Origin of the sequence: Streptomyces roseochromogenus subsp. oscitans DS 12.976, from assembly GCF_000497445.1 — a bacterium.
GTDB classification, from domain to species: Bacteria; Actinomycetota; Actinomycetes; order Streptomycetales; family Streptomycetaceae; genus Streptomyces; species Streptomyces oscitans.
Genome location: NZ_CM002285.1, coordinates 9,068,033 through 9,092,354, shown reverse-complemented (window position 1 = coordinate 9,092,354; position 24,322 = coordinate 9,068,033). Strand labels below are relative to the sequence as shown.

At 70.2% G+C, this 24,322-nt stretch carries 16 protein-coding genes; 8 read left to right on the top strand and 8 right to left on the bottom strand.

What is annotated here, in order from left to right:
• Positions 1-181: 181 nt before the first annotated feature.
• Both M878_RS95495 and M878_RS99100 read right to left on the bottom strand, forming a co-directional pair.
• Positions 182-340, bottom strand: coding sequence for an SRPBCC family protein (locus tag M878_RS95495; protein WP_209445598.1), 159 nt, complete (start codon positions 338-340; stop codon positions 182-184).
• 42 nt (positions 341-382) lie between these two features.
• Positions 383-532: a hypothetical protein gene (locus M878_RS99100; protein WP_158692846.1), complete on the bottom strand. Its 150-nt coding sequence runs from the start codon at positions 530-532 to the stop codon at positions 383-385.
• A 38-nt stretch (positions 533-570) separates the two neighbouring features.
• Between M878_RS99100 and M878_RS89025 the strand changes: the two genes are divergently transcribed.
• Together M878_RS89025 and M878_RS000000100735 are read left to right on the top strand one after the other, a co-directional pair.
• Positions 571-2,025, top strand: a complete 1,455-nt coding sequence (locus M878_RS89025; protein WP_023553340.1) for a benzaldehyde dehydrogenase — start codon at positions 571-573, stop codon at positions 2,023-2,025.
• 272 nt (positions 2,026-2,297) lie between these two features.
• Complete coding sequence (locus M878_RS000000100735; RefSeq protein WP_425347922.1) at positions 2,298-2,588, top strand: alkaline phosphatase family protein; 291 nt, start codon at positions 2,298-2,300, stop codon at positions 2,586-2,588.
• Between the two features lie 295 nt (positions 2,589-2,883).
• Here M878_RS000000100735 and M878_RS89015 read toward each other — a convergent pair whose 3' ends face one another.
• The gene (locus M878_RS89015) at positions 2,884-3,222 is read right to left on the bottom strand and encodes a GNAT family N-acetyltransferase (protein ID WP_023553338.1); all 339 of its coding nucleotides are present in this window, start codon (positions 3,220-3,222) and stop codon (positions 2,884-2,886) included.
• 284 nt (positions 3,223-3,506) lie between these two features.
• Here M878_RS89015 and M878_RS95480 point away from each other — a divergent pair, with 284 nt between their 5' ends.
• Positions 3,507-4,118 (top strand): SpoIIE family protein phosphatase, encoded by a 612-nt coding sequence (locus M878_RS95480; RefSeq protein ID WP_425347921.1) that lies wholly within the window; start codon positions 3,507-3,509, stop codon positions 4,116-4,118.
• Positions 4,119-4,242: 124 nt separating this feature from the next.
• Here the strand turns inward: M878_RS95480 and M878_RS89010 are convergent, their stop codons facing one another.
• Positions 4,243-6,312 carry a SpoIIE family protein phosphatase gene (locus M878_RS89010; protein WP_023553336.1) on the bottom strand — a complete coding sequence of 690 codons (2,070 nt, stop codon included), beginning with the start codon at positions 6,310-6,312 and terminating at the stop codon, positions 4,243-4,245.
• A gap of 192 nt (positions 6,313-6,504) precedes the next feature.
• Here M878_RS89010 and M878_RS89005 point away from each other — a divergent pair, with 192 nt between their 5' ends.
• The 5 genes from M878_RS89005 to M878_RS88985 all read left to right on the top strand — a co-directional run bounded on the left by M878_RS89005 (position 6,505) and on the right by M878_RS88985 (position 14,394).
• Positions 6,505-7,473 (top strand): cyclase family protein, encoded by a 969-nt coding sequence (locus M878_RS89005; protein WP_031227167.1) that lies wholly within the window; start codon positions 6,505-6,507, stop codon positions 7,471-7,473.
• A 123-nt stretch (positions 7,474-7,596) separates the two neighbouring features.
• Positions 7,597-10,419, top strand: a complete 2,823-nt coding sequence (locus M878_RS89000) for a SpoIIE family protein phosphatase (RefSeq protein WP_031227165.1) — start codon at positions 7,597-7,599, stop codon at positions 10,417-10,419.
• Between the two features lie 124 nt (positions 10,420-10,543).
• A complete protein-coding gene (locus tag M878_RS88995) occupies positions 10,544-12,073 on the top strand; it encodes a sugar ABC transporter ATP-binding protein (RefSeq protein ID WP_023553333.1) in 1,530 nt (509 codons plus the stop codon).
• On the top strand, positions 12,070-13,164 hold the full coding sequence (locus M878_RS88990) for an ABC transporter permease (RefSeq protein ID WP_023553332.1): 1,095 nt from the start codon (positions 12,070-12,072) through the stop codon (positions 13,162-13,164). The genes M878_RS88995 and M878_RS88990 overlap by 4 nt, the downstream gene beginning before the upstream one ends.
• Before the next feature lie 66 nt (positions 13,165-13,230).
• Positions 13,231-14,394, top strand: a complete 1,164-nt coding sequence (locus tag M878_RS88985) for a substrate-binding domain-containing protein (protein WP_023553331.1) — start codon at positions 13,231-13,233, stop codon at positions 14,392-14,394.
• A 70-nt stretch (positions 14,395-14,464) separates the two neighbouring features.
• On the opposite strand, the gene M878_RS88980 is transcribed toward M878_RS88985, so the two are convergent.
• From M878_RS88980 to M878_RS88965, 4 genes are all read right to left on the bottom strand, one after another.
• Positions 14,465-15,691, bottom strand: a complete 1,227-nt coding sequence (locus tag M878_RS88980; RefSeq protein ID WP_023553330.1) for a PP2C family protein-serine/threonine phosphatase — start codon at positions 15,689-15,691, stop codon at positions 14,465-14,467.
• Between the two features lie 362 nt (positions 15,692-16,053).
• Entirely contained in the window at positions 16,054-19,419 is a 3,366-nt protein-coding gene (locus M878_RS88970; protein WP_023553328.1) for a lectin, read from the bottom strand.
• A 607-nt stretch (positions 19,420-20,026) separates the two neighbouring features.
• Positions 20,027-21,271: an MptA/MptB family glycosyltransferase gene (locus tag M878_RS50130; protein WP_023553327.1), complete on the bottom strand. Its 1,245-nt coding sequence runs from the start codon at positions 21,269-21,271 to the stop codon at positions 20,027-20,029.
• An 812-nt stretch (positions 21,272-22,083) separates the two neighbouring features.
• On the bottom strand, positions 22,084-24,322 hold a 2,239-nt coding region (locus M878_RS88965; protein WP_023553326.1), incomplete at its 5' end, for a transglycosylase domain-containing protein.

Genomic DNA, 24,322 nt, shown 5'->3' with positions numbered 1-24,322 from the left:
CGGATCACCAGGCCGTAGTCCTCATCGGCGTCCGCCGGATCCCGGTGTGCGGCACGTACGGGAGGCGTCGTCAGGCCACGGCCCCTTCGGCGGCCTTCAGTCGAGCTGACGTCCTCGATGTCGTCGATCCACCGGATCGTCACACTGGGCCTCCTTCCCTCGGTACGGCCACAAGCTCGGCTCACGTCCATCCGGGATATCTGCTCACCTCGGTCAGCGGCGCCCGGTCTGCGGCTTCCGAAACCCAGCCGATGCCATCGATCGCAGCGTGGGGCGTCGGGTCCGCCAGCTCCACGAATACTCTGGCGGCGGGCATGGCGACAGTCAGGGTGGCGCTCACGTTCTCCATCCCGGGCCTGGACTTCACCCATATCGCGCAGGCCTACGGGTACTTCCCCGGCACGTCGGCGGCGTGGACGTGCTGCGGGCCGTACTGTCCGAAGCGCCGGGCGGTCCCCGGCTCGTCCAGGTCGGCACGGCGCTCACCACGCCCTCCGGAGCACTGCCCGTCGACCAAGTCCGGCTGCTTCATGGAGAGTTCACCCGTCACGGGTGACGGAAGGAAGACCGATGACACTCCTCGACAGTAACGTCTGGAGTAAGAAGCTTTTCAGCGACGGCTGGAAGGCCGCCACCCGAGAGCAGCCGGTGATCGAGCCTGCGACCGGGGCTCAGCTAGGCACGGTGGGCCTGGCCACCGCCGAGGACGTCGGCCGCGCCGCTGCCCGCGCCGCCGAGGCCCAGCAGTCCTGGGCGGCCACCTCTCCACAACAGCGGGCGGCCGTACTGCGCCGGGCGGGCGAGCTGTTCACCGAGCACGCCGCCGAGATCGAGGACTGGCTGGTGCGGGAGGCGGGCTCCGTACGGGCCAAGGCGGGTTTCGAGGTGCAGCTGGCACTCGGCGAGTGCTTCGAGTGCGCGGGGCTGCCGACCCATCCGCAGGGTGAGGTACTCACGTCCGAGGACGCCCGCTGGTCGCTCGCCCGGCGGCGCCCGGCCGGCGTGGTGAGCGTGATCGCGCCGTTCAACTTCCCGCTCATCCTGGGTCTGCGCTCGGTGGCGCCCGCGCTGGCGCTGGGCAACGCGGTGCTGCTCAAGCCGGATCCGCGCACCGCGGTCAGCGGCGGTGTCGTCATCGTGCGGGTCTTCGAGGAGGCCGGGCTGCCCGCCGGGGTGCTTCATCTGCTCCCGGGCGACGGCTCGGTCGGTCAGGCGGTCGTCGAGGCGCCCGAGGTACGGGTCGTCTCCTTCACCGGATCCACTCCGGTCGGACGGGCGATCGGCGAGCGGGCCGGCCGGCTGCTCAAGCGGGCCCACCTCGAACTCGGCGGGAACAACGCCCTGGTGGTGCTGCCCGGGACCGACGTGCAGAAGGCGGCCTCGGCCGGTGCGTTCGGCTCGTACCTGCATCAGGGGCAGATCTGTATGACGACCGGCCGGCACATCGTGCACGAGTCCCTCCTCGACGAGTACACCGCCGCGCTCACGGCCAAGGCCGAGGCGCTGCCCGTGGGCGACCCCGCGCGGGAGGACGTGGCGCTGGGGCCGCTCATCGACCGGCGGCAGCTGGAGCGGGTGCACGGGATCGTCACCGACAGCGTCGCGGCGGGCGCGACGCTGGCCGCGGGCGGCGAGATCGTGGGCGCCGGGTACCGTGCCACCGTACTGACGGGGCTGACCACCGATATGCCGGCGTGGCGCGAGGAGATCTTCGGACCCGTCGCACCCGTCATCGGCTTCGCCACGCTGGAGGAGGCCGCGCGGATCGTCAACGACTGCGAGTTCGGGCTGTCCGTCGGCATCCTCGGTGACGTCGGCACGGCAATGAAGCTCGCCGACCGGATCGACTCCGGCAAGATCCACATCAATCAGCAAACGGTCGACGACGAGCCCAACGCCCCCTTCGGCGGGGTCAAGGCGTCCGGCACCGGGTCCCGGTTCGGCGGAGCCGCCGCCAACGTCGAGGCCTTCACCGAGACGCAGTGGGTCACCGTGCGCCCGGACATCGCCGACTACCCGTTCTGAACCAACGATGGCCTCGTTCACGGGACTGCTGATGGTCTACGGCCTCAACGCCTGTCACGCTCCGGGCCGGGCCAGGCCCGCACCGCACTGGAGGTGGCCGTCGAGCCCGCCCCCTGTCCGGCCCAGGCGACGGCGGCACCCGGGGCGGAGCGGACCCAACCCCGTGTCCTCCCTCTCACCAGCCGCCGCATCCGGCAGCAGCATCGCGCTCGCCTCCCCGACGCACCCCCAGCGCGGCGACAGGCCAGGACGACCCGCGCTACGTCAACGCCATGACGAAGTGGGACCTCACGGTGTTCGACCAGCACCGCAAGGACGGCACCCTGCCCACCGTCTCCCCCCTCGGCAGCCGGGTACCGCTGTGGGTCGTGTCGCTGTGGTCGCGCGGCGGCTGGGCCAACTCCCGGGTGTTCGACCACACTTCGGTGCTGAGCGCGTCACCGGTGTGCACGAGCCCAACATCTCCGACTGGCGGCGCGCCGTCTGCGGCGACCTCACCAGCTGCTTCGACTTCACCAGGCCCGACTGCAGTATTCCCCAACTGCCCGACACCGTCGCCCTGATGGCGAAGGCGGACGCCGGTGACTCGCTGCGGCGGTCAGGGTCCCCGGCAGCGTCGGCTAACACTTCACCGTGCTGCCCAACGTCGCCCTGCCCTTCACCGGCAGCCCGTTCACGGTTACGGCACACGCGTCCCGCGCCTACGTCTGGGACGCCGCCGGCACCGACGGCCGCCAGGACTTCTCCGTGTACGGCGCCGGCGACCGCACACAGCTGACGTGGCCCACCGAAGCGGGGCGGTACGACGTCACGGTCACCGCGGGGACGGGCGCCCTGTGCCCGGCGCTGTGCGGACGGTCAGCCCAGTTCGGTCTCCAGCCACTGCAGGACGTCGGGCGTCACTTCGTCGGTGATGTCGGCGAACTCCTCGTGCTTCTTCAGGAACTGGGCCACGTACGGGCAGACAGGCACGATCCGCTTCCCGGACGCCCGTACGTCGGTGAGCGCCTCCTCGACCAGCCGGGAGGCCAGGCCCTGTCCGGCGAAGGCCTCGTCGATCTCGGTGTGGAAGAACACACGCTGTTCGCCGCGGTCGCGGTAGGCGGTCAGCCCGGCGCGCTCGCCGTCGACCAGGATCTCGTACCGGTGCTTGGCGTCGTTGCGCTCAACGGCCGGAACGGCGGGAGGCTGAGTCATCGGAAGCCTTTCGGATGAGGGGCGATGAGGGTCGATGGCACGTCGGACGTATCAGCGGCGCGGTGGATTCCCGCGCGGTGTGACAACGGCGTTCGGCAGGGCGGGGCGGGCCGCCACTCATCATCGTTACCGCAGGTCAGCGGCGTGCACCACGGCTGTCGGTCAGCAAACCGTCAACATCGGTCACGGGAGTCGGTCGTCATGGGCCAGGATACGTTGCCTCGCGGGACGGGGTCGTTTCAAGCCACGGGCCACCGCTCGGACCTGCGGTTGTCGTCCGTCGTGTGGCACGGGGCGCGAATGACGGGCTGAGCGACGCGGCGCTCGGGGTGACGTGCCTGTACGCGATCTCTGACCCGGTCAGCGGCCGGTGCGTCCGGGCGAGCGCGGGCCATCCCCCGCCGATCGTGGCCGATGCGAGCGGCTCGGTGGCCTTGTCCCCGCTGGCACCGGGACCGCCCCTGGGGCTGGGCGGCCTGCCCTGCGAGAACGTTGAGCTGAACTTGTCCGGCGGCAGCGTAGTGGCCTTCTTCACCGACGGCTCGTGGAGGACCGGCGTACCGACATCGACAGCGGAATCGACCGCCTTGCCCAAGTGCTCACCTGGCACCGATGCCCATGGGAGGAACTGTGCGACCGGGCGCTGTCGGCCCTGCCGCCCGACCCGGCCATGGTGGCTCACGCCCGCACCGTCAGCGAGCGCCAATGGGAGGCCTGGGGCTGCCCGAACTGGCGTTCACCGCCGGACTCGTGGTCAGCGAGCTGGTCACCAACAGCATCCGGTACGCCACCGGGCCCGTCCTGCCGAGGCTGATCAGGGACCGCTCCCTGCTGTGCGAGGTCTCCGACGACGCGCACACCGCACCTCACCTGCGGCGCGCGCGTCGGGACGATGAGGGAGGCCGCGCCCTGTTCCTCGTCGCCCAGGTGTCCCAACGCCAGGGCACGCGATACACCTCGTCCGGGAAGACCATCTGGGCCGAGCTGGCCGTCCCTCAGAGACGGAGAAACGGTGACCGCTCAGGGCTGAGATCGGGCGATGAGCAGAGCGACATCGTCTTCGCCGCCGGGCGGGCGGAGAATCTCCAGGACGCGGTCGCAGGTCTCCTCCAGGTCATGGCCACGTGTCGCCGCGAGGGCGTCGAGCAGGGTGTCCAGGCGGGCGTCGATGGGTTCGCTCCGCGTTTCGACCAGGCCATCGGTGTAGAGAACCAGCTCGTCGCCGGGGTGGAAGGCGATGGTGGCGGCCTCGAAGGGGACCCCGCCGACGCCCAGCGGTGCGCCGGTGGGAAGGTCGAGAAGCCGCGGTGCGTGGCCGACACGCAGCAGGGCCGGGGGCAGGTGTCCGGCGAGGCATATCCGGCACTGGCCCCGGCGAGGGTCGCAGACGCAGTAGATGCAGGTGGTGATGGCCTGCTCGACCCCTTCGGTCAGGTGACCGAGGTGATACAGAACCTCGGCCGGGGCGAGATCGAGTTCGGCGAAGGCGCGGGCAGCGCTGCGGAGTTGACCCATGGTGGCGGCGGCGTTGATGCCGCTGCCCATGACGTCCCCGACGACCAGGGCGGTCTTGTCTCCCCGCAGGGGTATGGCGTCGTACCAGTCGCCGCCGATCTCACTCGCGGCGCCGGCGGGCTGGTAGCGGCAGGCAACCTCCAAGCCCGGCAGGGGCGATGTGAGCTGGGGAAGCATACTGCGCTGGAGAGTGAGTGCCGCATGGCGCTGGGCCTGATATCCACGGGCGTTGTCGATGCAGACGGCGGCTCGGGCGGCCAACTCCAGGGCGAGGAACACGTCGTCGTCATCGAAAGGAGCGGGGTTCCGGGTGCGTACGAGGTCGAGGGCGCCGAGGACTTCGCCCCGGGCCATCAGGGGTACGGCCAGATAGGAGTGCACGCCGGCCGTCGCCAGGAGGGAGGCGGCCTCGCCATGGCGGGCGATGCGCTCCAGATCCCGACGGGTGGTATGCGGCACCATTACCGGTTGGCGGGTGCGCACGCACCGGGTGATCAGGCGGTCACTGCCGTAGGTGGCGAGTCCACCTGGCGGGTCGGCCGCGCGGGCTGCCTCGGTGGAGAGGGCCGCCCTCACGGCAAGCGCGCGGAAGAGGGCCGGTCCCTCGCTCGGCGCGGTCCGGCCGTCAAGGGCGCTGTCGAGCACGTCCACGGCGGCCACATCGGCCAGGACCGGCACGACGACGTCGGCGAGCTCGCGCGCTGTCGTCTCCAGGTCGAGGGTGGACCCCACGCAGGCGGAGGCCTGGGCGATCAGTGCCAGCCGTTGCCGGGCCTGTGCCGCCTCGGCAGCGGCTCGATGACGCTCGGTGACGTCGATGACGGAATAGGCCAGGCCCAGCACCCGCCCGCCGGAATCGTCCAGCCGGTAGTACGAGACGGACCAGGCATGCTCGTGGTCCGGGTCGGCGGGGGGACGGCAGACGATGTCCCGGTCCACGACCGACTCGCCCGTCTCCAGGACACGGCGCAGACGCGCCTCGGGGTCCGTGTCCAGGAAGGTCAGGACCTCGCCGACCGGTCGGCCCAGACGCTCGGCCGCGGACTGACCGGTGATGCGTTCGAGAGCGGGATTCACGGCCACGTACCGTAGGTCCGGGTCGAGAATGGCGAGCCCGACCGGGGACTGGGACACCAGGCGCATGGCCAGGGCGGCATCTCGCTCGATCCGCTCCACAGCGGCCTGATCCGCGGCGAGCCCCAGGGCGTAGACGTCACCGAGGTCGTCCAGCAACCGCATGTTGCGGAACTCCACCAGGCGGGTGCTGCCGTCCTTGTGCCGGATCGGGAACACCCCGGCCCAGTCGGTGCCGGATTCCATGATCTCGGCGAAGAGTTTGGTCACCTCATCCCGGTGCTCCTCGTGGACCGTCAGCCGGGCTGCGGACTGACCCAGCGCTTCCGCCGCGGTGTAGCCGAACAGTTCCTCGGCCTTCGGACTCCAGAAGACCACCTCGCCGGCCGTGTTCAGCACCACCGCGGCGACGCTGAGCAGATCGAGCAGGCCACTGGGCGGCGCGGCGGGGCCGGCCACCGACCGGCCGGCGACTGCTCGGGAGGAGTCCGTCGTGCCCATGCCTCATTTTGCCTCCGGCGCGGCGCCTTTGGCTCGTGCCGGAGCGGGGCGCTCGGCACCCGCACCGCGGCTCGGCCCGGGAACCCGGGTCAAGCCGGGTTCCCGGGCCGAGCGGCGCGGCCACTGTGCCAAGCTGGAATTGATCACGAGCGCCACGCTCACTGCGTCACGCCCGGAGAACGGTGAGTACAGATGACTTCGAAGTCCGCCGATGCCCCCGATCCCGGATCAGCCGCTACCGGCAACGGGCCCGCCGTCTCCCGTCGGGAATTCGACGTGCTCTTCGAGGCGGTCCGCACATGGGGTCGCTGGGACCCGGCCGACCGCGGTGCCTGGAACCGAGTGACCGCGGACCATGTACGGCGGGCCACGGCCGGAGTGCGGTCCGGCACGGTCGTCCCGTTGGCGCTGCCCTGGAACACCCGCCCCGGGCCCGGCAACCGCAAGCCCGCTCTGCACCACATGACCGATCTCGGTGACGTGGAGAGCCCGGAACCCTCGACCCACAAGGACTTCATCGCCGCCGATTACCACGGCAAGGGCATCACGCATCTCGACGCCCTGTGCCATATCGCCTACAGGGGGCAGCTCTACGACGGCCGGAGGGCCGGCGACGTCGTCGGCACCGCGGGCGCCCGCTTCGGCGCAGTGTCGGCGCTCGGGCCCCTCATCACCAGGGGTGTGCTCCTCGACCTTCCCGCCGTCCTCGGAATCCGCTGGCTGGAGCCGGGACAAGCGGTGCACGCGCAGGACATCACCGCCGCGGAAAGGGCGCTCGATGTGACGATCGGCGAGGGAGACGCGGTGCTGCTGCGGTCCGGGCAGGTCCGGCGCCGTACGGAACTCGGGGCCTGGGACCCCGACACGGCGAGCGCGGGCTTCCACGTGGACGCGGTACCGCTGCTCGCCGAGCGTGGCATCGCGCTACTGGGCGGCGACGGCGACAGTGATGTACGGCCCTCGCCCGTGGAGGGCGTGCACTCGCCGGTCCATGCCCTGGCCATGGCCGCGATGGGGGTCCCGCTGCTGGACAACCTCGATCTGGAAGCCCTCTCCGCCGCCACCGCGGAGGCCGGGCGGTATGAGTTCCTGCTGGTCGTGGCGCCGCTGAACGTCCCGGGCGGGACGGGGTCGCCCGTCAATCCGGTGGCGGTCCTGTGACAACCGGCCCGACCGGTCATGTACATGATGAATCTGCCGCATCATGACCAATGCCCCCAAACTTCGTATTCTCATATATGACAGGTAATTTCCAAAAACGGACTATCGCGAGTGAGGCGAAGGGTGGTTCGGTTCGGCGGGGCACCGACACCGACGGGACGTGCGCCAGACGGCACGGGGCCCGTACGTTCGCGTGAGCGATTTCTGGAGGGTGAGCCGGTCGAAGCGGGCGTGCGCACACCCATCTCGAATTCCTGGCAGCGCTGCCGGTCCCTCGGGCTCTCGCCGGACCAGTCCGACCTCCCCTTCGAAGAGGATTTCGATACGGACGCACGGATCATCCGCGCGGCCGTGCCGGTGCTCGACCGGCTGCAGTACAGCTTCGCCGGCAGTCAGATGAACATCTGCGTCGCCGACGCGCGTGGAACGGTCCTCCTGCGTCGTTTCGGAGAGCCGTCCCTGGCGAGAAGCCTCCCGGCGATCCAGCGCGTGCCGGGGTTCGTATTCTCCGAGCAGGTCGCCGGCACGAACGGCATCGGTCTCGCGTTGGCGGAGCGGCAGCTCATCCGGGTCTACGGTGCCGAGCACTTCGCCGAGCGCTCTCAGGGAAGCGCCTGCCGCGCGCTTCCGGTCCGCGACCCGCTCAGCGGCCGTATCGAGGGCGTCCTGTGTTTCGGATATCCGCGCAGCTTCGACCATCCCGCGCTGGCCACCGTGATACGCAAGGCGGCTCGAGCCATCGAACGGCGGCTGCTGAGCCACAGTTCCGCACGCGAGCGCGCTCTGCTGCGGGCCTACCTGGACACCGAAGCCGAAGCCGTCGTCGGCCGTCACCACACCATGGGGCTGGACGAACTGGCTCTCGGACAGCACCCCCGTGACCATGCGCTCCTCATGGAGAAAGCCACCGAGTTGATCTCCTGCGCGCAGCGGGCCGCTGTCCGCGTCCCCCTGTCCGACGGACGGTGTATCACGCTGCTGAGCCGTCCGATGACGAGTGCCACCGGGGTGCAGGGCCTGGCCATCGAGGCCGTCCTGCCCGGCCCCGCACCACCGGATCCCCTCATCACCCCGCGGCAGACCGAGGAGTTGCCGGGCTCCCCCGCCGAGCCTGCCGCCTCCCGTGACGTCCTGCCGTCCGGGTCCGTCGCCGTCGGAGCACCCGGCCAGGTGGCCGTGGGCAACAAGGGCGTCACCGTCGTCGGAGCGGGAGACACCCGTCCTTCCTCCACGCGGCCGTCGAGAGGGCTGCTGCTCGTGGGGGAGCCGGAGGTGGGACGGTACGCCCTCGCCGCACGACGCCGCCTGGAGCTGCTGTCCGAGGCCAGTACGCGTATCGGCACCACCCTGGACGTGCGCCGCACCGCCCAGGAACTGGCCGAGACGGCGGTGACCCGACTCGCCGACTACGTCACGATCGACCTGCCCGAGGCCGCACTGCGCGGAGAGGAGTCCAGCGACCCGCACGGCGACCTGCGCCGTACGGTCGTCCACGGCATCCGTGACGACTGCCCCTTCCACCCGGTCGGCAAGCAGGTCGACTACGGCCCGGCCACGCCGCAGCTGCGCTGTCTGACCAGCGGGGAGGCGGTGCTGGAACCGGACCTCAGCGTCGCCGCGGGCTGGCTCGCCCACGACCCCGAGCACTCCGAGGAGCTGCTGGCTCACGTTCGCTCTCTCGTCGCGGCCCCTCTGGTGGCCCGCGGTGTCGTCCTGGGCGTCGCCGCCTTCTACCGCGGACAGCACAGCGCCCCCTTCGGCGACGACGACCGTTCGCTGGCCCAGGAACTCGCCACCCGTGCCGCCCTGTCCATCGACAACGCCCGGCGCTACACACGTGAACGCGCCATGGTCCTGGCGCTGCAGCGCAGCCTGCTCCCCCAGGGGCTGCCCGACCAGGACGCCGTCGAGGTCGCCCACCGCTACCTGCCCGCCGAATCCGACGTGGGCGGGGACTGGTACGACGTCATCCCCCTCTCCGGCACCCGTGTGGGCCTCATGGTCGGGGACGTCGTCGGCCACGGCATGCTCTCCGCCGCCACCATGGGACGGCTGCGCACCGCCGCACGCAGCTTCGCCGAACTCGACTTCTCCCCGGACGAGGTCCTCACTCACCTCGACAATCTGGTCGGACGCCTGGACCGGGAGGACCCAGCCGCCGACGAAGCGGACATCATCGGCGCGACCTGCCTGTACGCCATCTACGACCCGACCACCCAGCAGTGCACCATGGCCCGCGCCGGGCATCCTCCCCCCGCGCTGGTCCGCCCCGACGGCACGGTGTCCTTCCCCGAACTGCCCGCCGGGCCTCCTCTCGGCCTCGGGGGCCTGCCCTTCGAAGCCGTCGAGCTGGACCTCCCCGAGGGCAGCCAGCTCGTCCTCTACACCGACGGACTCATCGAGGACCGCTACCGCGACGTCGACGGGGTCCTCGACCAGTTGCGCGAGGCCCTGGCCCACCCGGAACGCACGCCCGAGGAGACCTGCCAGGTGGTCCTGAACACCGTGGCGCCCGCCCACCCCGGCGACGACATCGCCCTGCTCGTAGCCCGCACCCACGCCCTGGACACCGACCGGATCGCCTCCTGGGACCTCCAGGCCGACCCGGCCCTCGTCGGCGAAGTCCGCGCCTGCGCCGTGCGTCAGCTGGCCGACTGGGGACTCGGCGAAGCCGCGTTCGCCGCGGAGCTGATCCTCAGCGAGCTGGTCACCAACGCCATCCGGCACGGTTCCGGACCCGTCCATGTACGGCTGCTCCACGGCCGCACCCTGATCTGCGAGGTCTCCGACGCCAGCAACACCGCCCCGCACCTGCGCCGGGCGGCCAGCACTGACGAGGGCGGCCGGGGCCTGTTCCTCGTCGCCCAGCTGGCACAGAGCTGGGGTACGCGCTACCTGCCTCAGGGCAAGGTCATCTGGGCCGAATGCGGCCTCGACGGCATCTGAGGCCGGCTGGCGCCGCTGACCCATTGGGGTCATATAAAGCAGGAAATATCCAAAATGCCATGGATCGGCCCACTAGGATCAAGGGCGAACAGTCGGGAAAGACTCGCCAGGCCGACCTTCGGAGATGTCCGTGCACGACCCTCCCGACACCTCCACGGAACCGCTGGTCCGCATCCGCGGGCTGGCCAAGCGGTTCGGCGGGACCCTCGCCCTGGACGGGGTCGACCTCGACGTCCACGCGGGCAGCGTCCTCGCCCTCCTCGGCCCCAACGGAGCCGGAAAGTCCACACTCATCAAGGTGCTCGCCGGCGTCCACCACGCCGACGCGGGACAGGTCACGGTGGACGGGCACCCGCTCGGGAGTCATGCCGCCTCCCGCGCCATGTCCTTCATCCACCAGGACCTCGGCCTCGTGGAGTGGATGACGGTCGCCGAGAACATCGCCCTGAGCACCGGATATCAGCGCCGGGCCGGACTCATCTCCTGGCAGCGCACCCGGGAGCGCTGCACCGGCGCGCTGCGGATCATCGCCGGGCACCTCGACCCCGCCACGCCGATCGCCCGCCTCTCCCCCGCCGAGCGCTCACTGGTCGCCATCGCCCGAGCCCTGGCCGCCCAGGCGAAACTCATCGTCCTCGACGAGCCGACCGCGCGCCTGCCCGCAACGGACTGCACCCGGCTCTTCCACGTGCTGCGCGCCCTGCGCGACCAGGGGCATGGCCTCCTCTACGTCAGCCACCGTCTGGACGAGGTGTACAAGGTCGCCGACGCCTTCGCCGTCCTGCGCGACGGCCGCCTCGTCAGCCACGGCACCCTGGCGGGCCACAGCCCCGCCCGTCTGGTGCAAGACATCGTCGGCGACGAACCGGCGCACTACCGCCCCGCCACCGTCCCCGCCGACGGCCCGGCGCTCCTGGCCCTCGACGCCGTACGGACCGCCGGCGCGGGACCGGTCGGCCTGGAACTCAGAGCCGGCGAGGTGCTCGGCCTGGTGGGCCTCTCCGGCGCCGGGCACATGGACCTGGGCCGAGCTCTCGCCGGTGCCCGGCCCTTCCTCGACGGCCGGGCACTCCTCGGCGGCCGGCCGTACCGGCCCCGCACGGTCGCCCACGCCGTTCGTCTCGGTGTCGGCTTCGTGCCCGGGGACCGACAGCGCGAGGGCTGCGCCGCCGAGCTGACCGTACGGGAGAACCTCCTGGCCAACCCGCGCGCCGGGGGCCTGCCGGCGCTGCACTGGATCGCCCCCCGCCGTGAACGCGCCGAGGCCGCCCGCCTGATCGAACGGTTCTCGGTGCGTCCCCGTGACAGCGAGGCCCCCATCGGCACGCTGTCCGGCGGAAACCAGCAGAAGGTCATGATCGGCCGGTGGCTCCGGGTGAGCCTGCGCCTGCTGATCCTGGAGGAACCGACCGCGAGTGTGGACGTCGGAGCCAAGGCCGCCATCTACCGCCTGCTCGACGAGGCACTGGCCACCGGCCTCGCGGTGCTGCTCGTCTCCACGGACTTCGAGGAGATCGCGGGCGTGTGCCGGCGCGCCCTGGTGTTCGTCCACGGGTCCGTGACGGCCGAGCTGAGCGGTCCGGCCCTCACGGTCGCCGGGCTGACCCGGGCGGCCTCGGCCATGCCCCCCTCCGGAACCGCGACCACCTCATGAGCGCCTCGCCCCCGTCCTCCACGTCCCCGTCCCGGCAGCACCGACGGGGCCACGCCGGACAACTCGTCAGTACCTACGGCCTCCTGGCCCTCACCGCTCTGCTCTTCCTGGTCTTCTCCCTCCTCTTGCCGCGCACATTTCCCACGCGGGACACGGTCGACTCGACCCTGTCCGACCAGTCGATCCCCGCCGTCCTCGCGCTCGCCGCCACCGTCCCCATCGTGACCGGCGCGTTCGACCTCTCCATCGGCTATGGTCTCGGCCTGGCGCACGTCATGGTGATGCACCTCATCGTCAACGAGCGGTGGCCCTGGCCGTGGGCCTGCCTCGTGGTGATCGCCGGAGGGGTGGTCGTGGGCGCCCTCAACGGTGTCGTCGTGGAGTTCGGCCGGATCGACTCCTTCATCGCCACCCTCGGGACGGGCGGCATGATGTACGCCGTGACCGGCTGGGTCACCGGCGGCGGACGGATCGTCCCCGGCCCGCAGGGTCTCCCCGCCGCCTTCACCGATCTCTACGACTCCAGGTTCCTCGGCCTTCCGGTTCCCGCCTTCTACGTGCTCGCCCTCGCCATCGCGCTCTGGCTGGTGCTGGAGCGGCTTCCGCTCGGCCGGTACCTCTACGTCGTCGGCTCGAACCCGCGCGCCGCCGACCTGGTCGGCATTCCGACCCGCAGGTACACCGTCTACGCGTTCACCGCATCGGGACTGCTCGTCGGCTTCGCCGGTGTGCTGCTCGCGGCCCAGCAGCAGATCGGCAATCCCAGCGTCGGCCTCGACTATCTGCTGCCCGCGTTCGTCGGCGCTCTCCTCGGCTCCACCGCGGTGAAACCCGGCCGCCCCAACGCCCTGGGAACGCTCGTCGCCGTCGCCGTGCTCGCCGTCGGCCTCACCGGGATCGGCCAGATGGGCGCCGACTTCTGGACGATCCCCCTGTTCCACGGCGGCACCCTCCTTCTCGCCGTAGGCCTGGCCGGCTACTCCGCCCGCCGCCTGCGCGCCGGGGCGGGCGCGTCACGTGACGCGCATACCCCGCCCCCGGAGCCGTCATCCTCGGCACCGGACGGTGGCACGGCCGGCACCCCTCCCTGACCCACGCCACGGCTCTCCACGTCCCCCTCCGGCCGCGTCACCCTCATTCCTCGGCGAGGAGCTCCCGTGCACCGCAACCGCAAGGCCCTCCCCGGCATCGTCAAGGTGCGATCCGTCTCCCTCGCCCTGCTGGCAGCGGCGAGCGCCCTGGCAGGGTGCGAACGCGGCTCGTCGAACGGCCCCGGGGTCTCCACCGCCGGTCCGGGCGGCTGCCCCGCCGCCCAGGCCAGGGCCCAGACCGCCGTCGCCCGGGCGGAGAAGTCCGAGATCCCCTGGAACGGGCCGACCAGTGGCTCCGCGGCGGTGTCCGGCAAGACGATCGTCTACGTCGCGCAGACGATGACCAACCCAGGAGTCGCGGGCGTCGCGCAGGGCGTGAAGGAGGCCGCGAGGGTCATCGGCTGGAACGTCCGGGTGATCGACGGCGAGGGCACCCCCGCCGGCATCCAGGCGGCGCTGAGCGAGGCGGTCGCACTCAGGCCCTCGGGCATCGTCATCGGCGGTTTCGACCCCAACTCCACCTCCCAGCAAGTCGCGTCGGCCACCGCCGCGCGCATCCCGCTGATCGGCTGGCACGCGGTCGCATCCCCCGGCCCCAGCGTGAAACCCAGGCTCTTCACCAACGTCACCACCAACGTCGACGAGGTCGCCGCGATCAGCGCGCAGTGGGTCATCTCACGCTCCCACGGCGATGCCGGGGTCGTCCTCTTCACCGACGCCTCGATCCCCTTCGCCAAGCACAAGTCCGAGCTGATCAGGAAGGGGCTGGCCGCCTGTGCAGGCGTGCGGATGCTGGCGTACGAGAACATCCCGATCCCGGACGCGAGCAGCCGTACCCCCAGGGAGGTCTCCGTCCTTCTCTCCCGCTTCGGGAGCCGGTGGACCTACTCCGTCGCGATCAACGACCTGTACTTCGCCGACGCCGCCCCCGCCTTCCGCTCGGCCGGGGAGAAAGGCTCCGGCCCGCCCTTCAACATCGGCGCCGGCGACGGCGACCCGTCCGCGTTCCAGCGCATCAACAGCGAGCAGTACCAGGCGGCCACCGTCCCCGAACCGCTGTCGCTGCAGGGCTGGCAGATCCTCGACGAGTTCAACCGTGCCTTCTCCGGCCGTCCGGCCAGCGGTTATGTCGCGCCCGTGCACATCTCCACAGCGGCCAACAGCGATGGGGCCACCGCTTGGGACCCCTCGGGCTACCGAGAGGCGTACCGGAAGATCTGGGGCAAGTGACAGAGACGTCGCGCGCGAGGGCCGCTCTTCCGGGCGACCGCGGGTCGTCGGTTTCAAGCGCAATACCGCGTCACCGGTGCTGCGGGCGCCATTCGAAGAGCAGGATGGTCACGTCGTCCCGCAGTTGGTTGCGCTGGTAATCGAGGATGGCGTGGATGAGCAGCCGCAGCACTTCGGCCGGGCGCTGGCCGGCGGCATGGGAGCGGATGATGAAGTCGGTGAACCGGTCGAGGCCGAACTCCGCACCGTCCGCGTCGCGAGCCTCCACGACACCGTCGGTGTAGAGCAGGACGCAGTCACCCGGTTCCAGTCTCGTCTCGTGGACCTGCCGGGCTGCCGGGGCGAGTGGGCCGGCCAGGCCGATCGGCGGCTGCGGGGGGCTGTCCAGCGCCCCGGCGAGCACCCGCTCGGCACGGATGAGCAGCGGTGGCGGATGACCGCAATTGACCCAGTGCAGCATCCCGGTCTCGGCATCGAGTCGGCACAGCACGCCGGTGCAGAAGTGGTCGGGCAGCCACTCGGCGAGCGCCCGGTCGACGGAGCCTACGACGTCGGCCAGGCCGCCACCGCCGCGGCGGGCGTTGCGCGCCGCCGCCATGGCGACCGACGTGGTCAAGCCGGCGATCAGATCGTGCCCCATGGAGTCGAGGATCATGGTGTGCAGCACGTTCTTGACCACCGAGTGGTCGTAGGCGTCGCCGGCGATGTCGTACGCCGGTTCCAGGACCGCGGTCGAGACGCACCTTCTGCTGCCGACGGTGTGGGGTGGCAGGAAAGCCCGCAGCATCTCGGCCGGCAACTGCATGGGCGCGGTGCGGGAGCGGGCGGCGAGCCAGTCGCTGTAAGCCCGCTTGGAGGTGATCAGCATGGCGAACAGATGGGCCAGCATCCGGCTGCGGCGCATCCGCATCTCGTCGAGCGAGGCGGTCCGTACCGCCAGCACGCCCAGCCGCTCCGAACCGTCGACCAGCGGCATCCAGATGATCAGGCCGTCATCGGCCGCGGCCACCTGCGGGGAGACCGTGCGGTACGCCCAGCCGGCCGACGAGCGGTCCACCGGCAGCGAATCCAAGGCTTCGTCGAGTGGGATGAGCAGCTGTTGCTGCAGGTCGACGAGGTAGATCAACGCGGTGTCCAGGCCGAGGGCCGAGGCGCACCGGTTGGCCAGGTCGGGCAGTTCGAAGGGCAGGGCCGTCTGCGCCTCGCTGATCAGCTCTTCCAGCAGATTCTCGTCGACGGCGGTGTCGGGACCGGAGGACGCGTGCGATGGGTCCGACACACGGATCACCCCTTCCATGCCCAGTCTCACACCGATCCCGCCCTCTCTCACGTCAGACACGACCGCGGCGAGGCCGAGAACGGCGGCCAGGGCAGTCCTCGGAGGTGCGCCCCGGAGCCGGCCCACGCGGGCCCGCCGACCCGATCCCACACCCGGCCCCAGCCGCGCGGCCGCGGAACTGCATACACAGGGCGGCGAAGTCGGCAAGCTGCACCATCAGGTCGAAGAACTCTGCCTGATCCTGGGCGAAGACCTCGCCCAGGAAGCCGACTGCGCTGTCCTGGTCCACCAGCACAGCCCGGATCACCGACAGCACCGCCGACCGGTCCCCGTGGCTCGCGCCCCGGGAACCGGCCACCGTCGTCAGTGTCCGCCGGGTCTCACTGGCCGAAGCCGTAGGCGAACAGGTGGTCCGTGCCTGTCGAGCCCGTCACCGGCAGGGTGATCGACGCCACCTGCTTGGACGCGTCGAGCGGGACCTTCGTGGCGAAGACGTAGGTCTTCACGCCGTCCCGGCCGCCGCTGCCGGTGTTCCGGTAGCCCGTGGTGACGGCCGTGGCGTCACCCGCGATGGGCTTGCTCGAACCGGCGTTGAGCGTCCAGTCCGAGAAGCCGACCGTCGCCTTCGAGGAAGTGCCGTCGGTATAGGTGACGGTCATCGTGCCCGAGACCCCGCTGCCGTCGGTCGGTGCGTTGGCCGCCGTGCCCAGCAGGCCCAGCGACGCGCCCGATGTGCCGGCCGGCATCGGGATGGTCTGGCCGGCCATCTCCAGGTTGTCCAGCTGACCGGACGTCACCGTCGGCCAGGTGTAGGGGATGCCGTCGACCGTGACGGTGGAGCCGCTGGTGACGCCGGCCGCCGCCAGCGCGTTCTGCGAGAAGGCCCAGCCGCCGCTGTCGAAGCCGCCCGAGAAACTCGTGCCGTCGGGGTAGATGCCTTCGTTGGTGTCGTACGGCCACAGCTCGCCGGCCTTGGCCACGGCCACGGGCAGGGCCGCCCCGCTCAGTGCCGCCCCGGAGTTGTGGTCGGTCAGCGCGAAGGCGACCGGGAACGTTCCTTCACTCGCGCCCGCTGTCACATGGACTTTCGCCTCGGCGCTGCCCGAGGCGGGCACCTCCACCGAGCCGGACGCGGAGTCGAGCGTGACGCCGGAGGGCGACGTCGCCTTCCAGTCGACGGTGATGTCCTCGCTGCCGAGGTTGGTGAGGTCGAGCGTGGCGTCACCGGACGCGCCCGGCTGGAGCACCAGGCCGTCGCTGGAGGGGCCGGTCGCGGCCAGGACACGGTCGCCGCCCGTGGTGTCCGACGGCGGCACCGCCGACGGGTCGGACGCCCAGGACTTGTCGGGCTGGGTGCCGAGGGTGAAGTCGATGGTGCCCGCGCCCTTGAACTGCTGGTACGTCAGCCAGGAGTTGCTCCACTCCTTGCCCTTGACGTCGAGGGATTGCACGTACGGCGCATCGGGCGCGGCCTGCGGCGCGTTGATCTGTACGGTCTTGCCGCCTGCGAGGGTCACCTCGGCCGCCGGGAACGCCGGGCTGCCGAGCGCCAGGGTGTCCGTGCCCGGGGTCTCGGGGTACATGCCCAGCTCGGACCAGACGTACCAGGAGCTCATCGCGCCGAGGTCGTCGTTGCCGAACGAGCCGACCGGAGCGTTGAAGTACAGGTGCTGCTGGGCCTCGCGGACGGCTTCCTGGGTCTTCCAGGGCCGGCCCGTGTAGTCGTACTCCCAGGGGATTTCCACGCTGGGCTCGTTGCTCAGGTTGGCGTTGGTGTTGCCGGGGTCGGTGATGTTGTCGAGCAGGCTGTCCAGGTAGGACGAGTACGCCGTGTCACCGCCGCGCGCCTGGATGAGCTGCCGCAGGTTGAACGGGACCATCGGCGTGTACTGGGCTGACGTGCCCTCCACGAAGCCGTTGGAGGTACCCGGGGTGAAACCGCCCGCGAACTGGCCGTCCTTGTTCTTTGCCTGCATGTAGCCGGTCTGCGGGTTGAAGACGTTCATCCAGTCCTGGGCACGGGTGGCGAACTTCTGGTAGACGCCCGTCTTGCCCAGCGACTTCGCGAAGGCGGCGAGGGCGGAGTCGGCGGAGTCGTACTCCAGCTGCGTGGACACCGGGCCGTAGAAGTTGCAGCAGCCGTAGTCGTTCTCGTCCAGCGGGAGGTAGCCCTTGGTGTCCCGCACGGACTCACCAGGGCGGTCGTTGTTCGGGACGGTGGCCTCGTGCTGGAGCGCGGCGAGCGCCTTGTCCGCATCGAAGCTCCGGGCGCCGAAGGCGTACGCGTCGGCGATGATGCCGGCTGCCGGGTCACCGACCATGACGTAGCTCTCGCCGTTGTTCGAGGCCCACTTGGGCAGCAGGCCCGTCTGGTCGTAGCCGTTGAGCATCGAGGTGACGACGTCGCTGGTGACCTTGGGCTCGACCATGGCCATCAGCTGGGTCTGGGAGCGGTAGGTGTCCCAGCCCGAGTAGTTGGCGTACTGGGCTTGCTGGCCCTTGGCCAGCTCATGGATCTGGTTGTCCATGCCCATGTACTGGCCGTTGTCGTCCGAGAAGACGTTCGGGTGCAGCAGCGCGTGGTAGAGCGCGGTGTAGAACTGCGCCTGCTGGTCCGAGGAGCCACCGCCGATATGGATCTTGTTCAGCACCGCGTTCCAGGCGTCGTGGTTCGCCTGTTCTACGGCGTCGAAGTTCCAGTTCCTGACCTCGGAGGCGAGGTTGCCGGCCGCGTTGGCGTCACTGGTGTAGGAGATGCCGACCTTTGCTCTCACCGTCGTATGGGAGGAGGTGTCGAACGTCAGGTACATGCCGTTCGCGCCCGTCGTGGGGGGCTCGGCGTCGTTGCCCGCGGCGGTCTTGCCCCCGGTTGACGTCCGGGGCGCCGCGCTGGCACTCGGGGCCGGGGACGGCGTGCCGGACGATTTACCGGCGTTCCCGTGCACGGTCGGGGAGGGGGCCGCGGGAACGGTGAAGTGCTTTTCCTTCAGCGGCTTCGACGGGTGTGCCGGAAGGTTCTGCCGGGCCTTGCCCGCCTTCAGCGACGTCGCGTTGGGGTTGATGGTGCTGCCGACCCAGGTGCCGCTTGCGGTGAATGGCTGGTCGAACTTGATGTCGAAGTGCAGGGTGTAGCGGTTGTTCGCGCCGCAGAAGTGACCGCTGTCGATCGACCCGCTGATCTCCTTCTTGTTCACCACCTGGACGCGGGTGCCGTCCACCTGTGTGGCGCCGCCGCTGAGCTTGAACAGCAGGTTCGCCTGCCGGCCCGCGGGGAAGGTGAAGGTGCCCAGGCCTGCGCGGGTGGTGTCGGTCAGCTGGGTCGTGACCCCGCCCGCGTCGGTGACCTTGTAGTAACCGATGCCGGTCTGCTCGTCGTCGTGGCTGAAGCCGACGGATGCGTTGCCGAGGTTGCCCGACAGCGTGCCGGTCACCGGCAGGACGGGCAGGTCTCCCGCGACGCCGCAGCCGGGTCCCGAGACATGGGTGAGGCTGAAGCCGGATATTTTGTCGTCGTTGAACTCGTAGCCGCCGCCCGAGGGGCGGTCGGGCGTCGTGTCGGGACCCCACTGCACCATGCCGGCCGGCATATCGGGGCCGGGGAAGGTGTCCACCTCTCCGGAGGTGCCGATGAGAGGATTGACGAGGGACGCGGGGTCGTTCACCAAGGCCGGTGTCGCGGCGCTCGCGGCATGGGCGTTCCCGATGGCCGGGAGCGGGAGTGCCGCGATGCCCAGAACGGAGATCACGGCCAGGCGTTGCCGGAGTCTTTTTCGGTTGCGTGGCGCAGCTGAACGTCGGGGTCGGACCATCGGTTGCCTCCGCAGCGGTTCGTGCTTCGCACAGGTGGTGACGTGCCGAAGGACGGGGACGTCAGTGACAGGCGACGGTGCCGGCCGCCTCGAACGGCCTGACAACGTTGCCATACACGAGTGTCGAGTGAAACGCCTGGGCTTACGGCGTGTCAACGAGGTCAACAGCAGTTTCTGAGCGCGAAGTTCGCAGCCGGTGCGTCGCCTGCTTCGCCCGACCAGCCGGAAGCCGGGCTGAGTTGGGGAGCCTCAGCGGGGAAGACTCCGTCCGCATGGCCGCCATGGGCGTGCAACACCAGCAAAGACACAAGCGAGCGCCAGGTTCTCCGTGTGCAACGGACAACTGTCTCCTCGCCACCGTCGCCGCGCTGCCCACCGCGCAGGTCGCGAAGGCGAACAGCAATGAGCGACGCTGCAAGGAACTTTGACATTCGTCGGCGCAGTCGCGGGCCCCGCCCGACGTCAGCGCCGGACCGCGCACAGCGCATGGCCGGTTGGCTGGTCAGCGGGCCCGGTGCCCGGCTCCACCCCGACAACCGCACTGTCACCAACCGTGACCGCCGCTGTTGTGGAACAGGGCCAGGCCGGCGGTGACCACGATAAGGAGCTGAGATAGGCGGACAGGGCAGAACAGCGCCGCCAGCGCGCAGGCAAGAGCCGCGTACCACGGCATCGACCATGGTGCCGCGATGATCCAGGCGAAGGAGAGCACGAATGGGACGGTGACGACGGCAGGGGCCCCTGTAGGGACGTGCCGGTGGAGGACCAGAGCCAGCCCGAGCATCAGCAGTGGCCACAGAACGCTGACGCTCGCCTCGGCCGCGCCACGCCCGACGACAGCGGCCGCAAAGTGTTCGAACACGGCCCACAATGAGGGCATTGACACCATGTGCGACGCTTGGGAGAGCGGGTCCAGGGCATGCAGGCCGTACATGCCGTAGAGCACTGCCAACATCAGCGTGGCCGCGCCGACCACGCCGGCAGCCCGCCGCCAGGCGCCGCGTCGGAGCAGCAGCCAGATCACCCCGGCACCGAGCAGTGCAGCACTGATCTTGATGCCGCAGGCCAGGCCGACCAGGCCTCCGACGGTCAGGTCCCGGCGCCTTCCGGTAGTGCTGCGCGCCAAGTGGACGACGATGACTGCCAGGACGGCGACGACGGTGTCCAGGTGCCCACCCCCGACCAGCACGCCGATCAGCAACGGATTGGCACTCCAGAGGAGCGCGGCCCGGACCGGATCGTCGGCCGTGCGCATCAACAGGAAGCCGGCGGCCAGGAAGGCGGCCGCGTTCGCGAGCATCAGTACCCATATCGTCAGCCACGGCTGGCCACCGCCCACGAACGCGGCAGCGGCTTGCCACCACGTGGCGACCGGCCCGTACACCGACGGGGAGTTCCGCCAGGCGTCGCCGACCAAATGCGCGTAGGCTCCGCCCAGTTGGGCGGGCGTCGTCACATACGGATCACCACCGAGCGCGGCGATACGACCGTAGGCGGCGTAACTCGCCGTATCGGAGGAGCCGATGGGGGTGAGATTCGCGAAGAGGAGCACGGCCAGCGCACCAGCGCGGAACAGGGTTCGGGGATCGGGGCTCCAACCTCGGCTGTGAGCGTGGAGCAGACCAAGCGTTCCGGCACACGACAGCACGATGGCGACAGCGGTGGCCACCCCGGAGACGGTGCCTGACATGGCGGGCAGCCGGAGCCAGGTGATCGGCGCCCTCAGCGTGTTCGGGTTGGGCGCGCTCGCACCGACCAGCCCGAACAGGAAGACACTTGCCCCCGCCATCCACAACGCGGCACGCGGCCGCAGCCGGCCGTCACTCGTCCGAGCCGCGTACACGACTGCCCTGCCCCGGGCGCCAGGCCGCAAAATCCATTCGTTGTCGTTAATCGTCAAGATCGGCCTCTGGGTCGTACTCGGGTGATGGCTCTTTCACACACGGGCGATCCGGGGCTTCGCCCCCAGGCGGCAGCTCGCGTCTCGGCGGCTCAGGGGACGGCTGCTATGTGTCTCCGGCCTTCGAAGCGCCGCTGGCCGTCAGAACGCCGTCGTCGACACTGTTTCACCCATCTTCCAGGTTTGGCCAAGAGCAGACTGCGAAGTGCCAGGGAAGGCTCGGTGGCGTGTCGTTGATGTATGTGCCGCTGTCCAGCAGCGTCGTGGCAGCCTGCGCAAAGTCGGACCGGCGGGGCGTCGGCAGGCACGGCGGGCCGCGACGGTGCGACACGCGCTCCACCCCGGGAATTCGGACTGATATTCACTGGCTTGCCCCGGTTCACGCGCGTCGACCCAGTCGGAGTGCGGCTCCGTCTGCCTCCGCCCGAAGGGCGAGATAAGCGACTGGCAGCCCAGTCGGCGCCGTCCTCCCGCAACCACAGGCGACTGTGGCCTTCGCTGGTATCTGCACGTCGCGCACTTGTCCCCTTGTGACGACCTTTGCTGTTTCTCGCCCGGCGCGCACGACACTACAAGGCATGCCGAAACTTTCGGAGACCGGGACAAGCCGCGGCCCCCGTGGGGTGGAGTCCTGCGAGGCCGCGTTCGCGGCTCCGGTATCAGCGAAGCCGTGAGCGGCGTGCCTTGCCCCGGCCGCCGCCTTACGGATGCCGGCCGCGGTGGGTGGAGGTCGGTGTGGGGGTGGGAGTGGGTGAGGTGCCGCCGCCGGTGGTGCCGCCCAGCAGGCCACCATCGCCCGCGCCGCCGGTCAGGCCGCCACCGGTCCCATCTGTAGGAGTGGCTCCGGAGCTGGCGGTCGGGCTCGGGCTGACGCAGCCCTTCTTCCGGTGATGACAGGCACCGGCGGTGGGACTCTGCGTGGTCGGGGTGGCCGAGGGGCTCGCGGTGGGCGAGGGGGTGGCCGTCGGGGTGCCGAATTCGTTGGCGCCCTGGCCGAGCGAGGGCGCGGCCGGGAACTGGCGTACGGGCTGTCCCTGGAGGGCGGCGGTCATGTAGCCCGTCCACACCTCGGTGGGCATGTCGGCGCCGAAGACCTTGGAGAAGCCGCCGACGCCCTGCATCGACTGCAGGCCGGCGTTCTTCGGATCCTCCTTGAACATGCTGACCGCCGTGACCATTTGCGGGGTGTAGCCGATGAACCAGGCGGACTTGTAGTCGTCGGTCGTGCCGGTCTTGCCGGCCACCGGGCGGCCCAGGGCCTGCGCGTTGGTGCCGGTTCCGCTCTTCACGACACCTTGCAGGACGTCGGTGACGGTGTCGGCGGTCGAGGAGGGCATGGCGGTGGCGCCCTTCGGCGCCTCGAAGCCGGGCAGCTGCTGGCCGTCGGCGACGACCTTGGTCACCGAGTACGGCTCGTGCTGGACGCCCTCGTCGTCGAAGGTGGCGTACACGTCGGCCATGCGGATCGCCGACGGAGTGGAGGTGCCGATGTAGAAGCCGGGGGTGTCGTACTGAAGGCTCTTGCGCAGCAGACCCGCCTTGAGGGCCTCGCCCTCCACGTTGTCGTAGCCGACGTACTCGCCGAGCTGGACGTAGGGGGTGTTGACCGACTGCTCCATCGCCTTGCGCAGGGTGATGTAACCCCACTTCGTGGGCACGTCGTTGCGCTGGTGGAGGAGCCCGGTGGGGTCGCTCGGGTCCTGCAGCTCCTGACCCTGCTGGTTCTTGATGGTGATTCCGTCGTCGCCGTTGAACTTGGAGTCCGGGGTGATCGGCGAGGCCTGCTGGCCCGGGGACAGGACGGCACCGTGGTCCAGGGCGGAGGCCAGGTCGATCGGCTTGAAGGTGGAGCCGACCGGCACACCGGTGGCGTCAGCGTTGTCCGTCCAGTGGCCCTTGTCCCAGCCCGCGCCGCCGTACAGCGCCACGACCGCGCCGGAGGACGGATCGATGGACGCCGCCCCGACCTGGACGTCCTTGTCGGCCGAGCGGTGTCGCGGGTCGAGGTGCTTCTGCTCCATCGCCGCGACGGACGCCGACAGCGCCTTCACCTTCTTCTTGTCGAAGGTGGTGTAGATCTGATAGCCGCCGTGGCCCAGCTGCTGGTCCGTGAGGGACGCGTGGGCTTCGACGTACTTCTCCGCGGTCTGCACCAGGTAGCCGGTCTGCCCGGACATCCCCGCCGACGGAGCGTAGGACTTGGGCGTCGGGAACCCGGCGGCCAGGTACTGCTGTTCCTGCGCGGCGGTGATCTTGTTGATCTTGGCCATGCGGTCCAGTACGTACTTCCAGCGCGCCGCGGCCTGGGCCTTGGCCTGCGGGTCGGTGTCGGCGTGCATCAGCAGGCTCGGCTCGTTGACCGTGGCGGCGATGAAGGCGCCCTGGCTGACGGTCAGCTGGGAGGCGTGCTCGTGGTAGTAGGTGCGCGCCGCGGCCTCGATGCCGTACGCGTCGCGGCCGTAGTAGCAGCTGTTGAGATACCCCTGGAGGATCTGCCGCTTGGACATCTGGCCGCCGATCTTCAGGGAGATCATGATCTCCCTGAGCTTGCGGGTGACCGACTGGTCCTGACTGAGGTAGGTGTTCTTCACGAACTGCTGGGTGATGGTGGACCCGGACTGCACCTCGCCGCCGGTGGCCATGTGATAGACGGCGCGGAGCATGCCCTGCGTGTCGACGCCGGGGTCGCTGTAGAAAGTGGCGTTCTCCGCGGCGAGGAAGTCCCACTGCACCAGCATCGGGACCTGGGAGAGGTCGACGTTCTGCCGGTTGGTCGACCCCTGCGTGGTCATCACCGAGCCGTCCGACCAGTAGTAGGTGTTGCTCTGCTGCTGCGTGCTGGGGTTGGCGCTGGGGATCGTCGTCGTGGCGTAGGCGTACCCGAACAGGCCCACCAGGGCGCCCAGGAACAGCAGGAAGGTACCGGTCACCAGCTTCCAC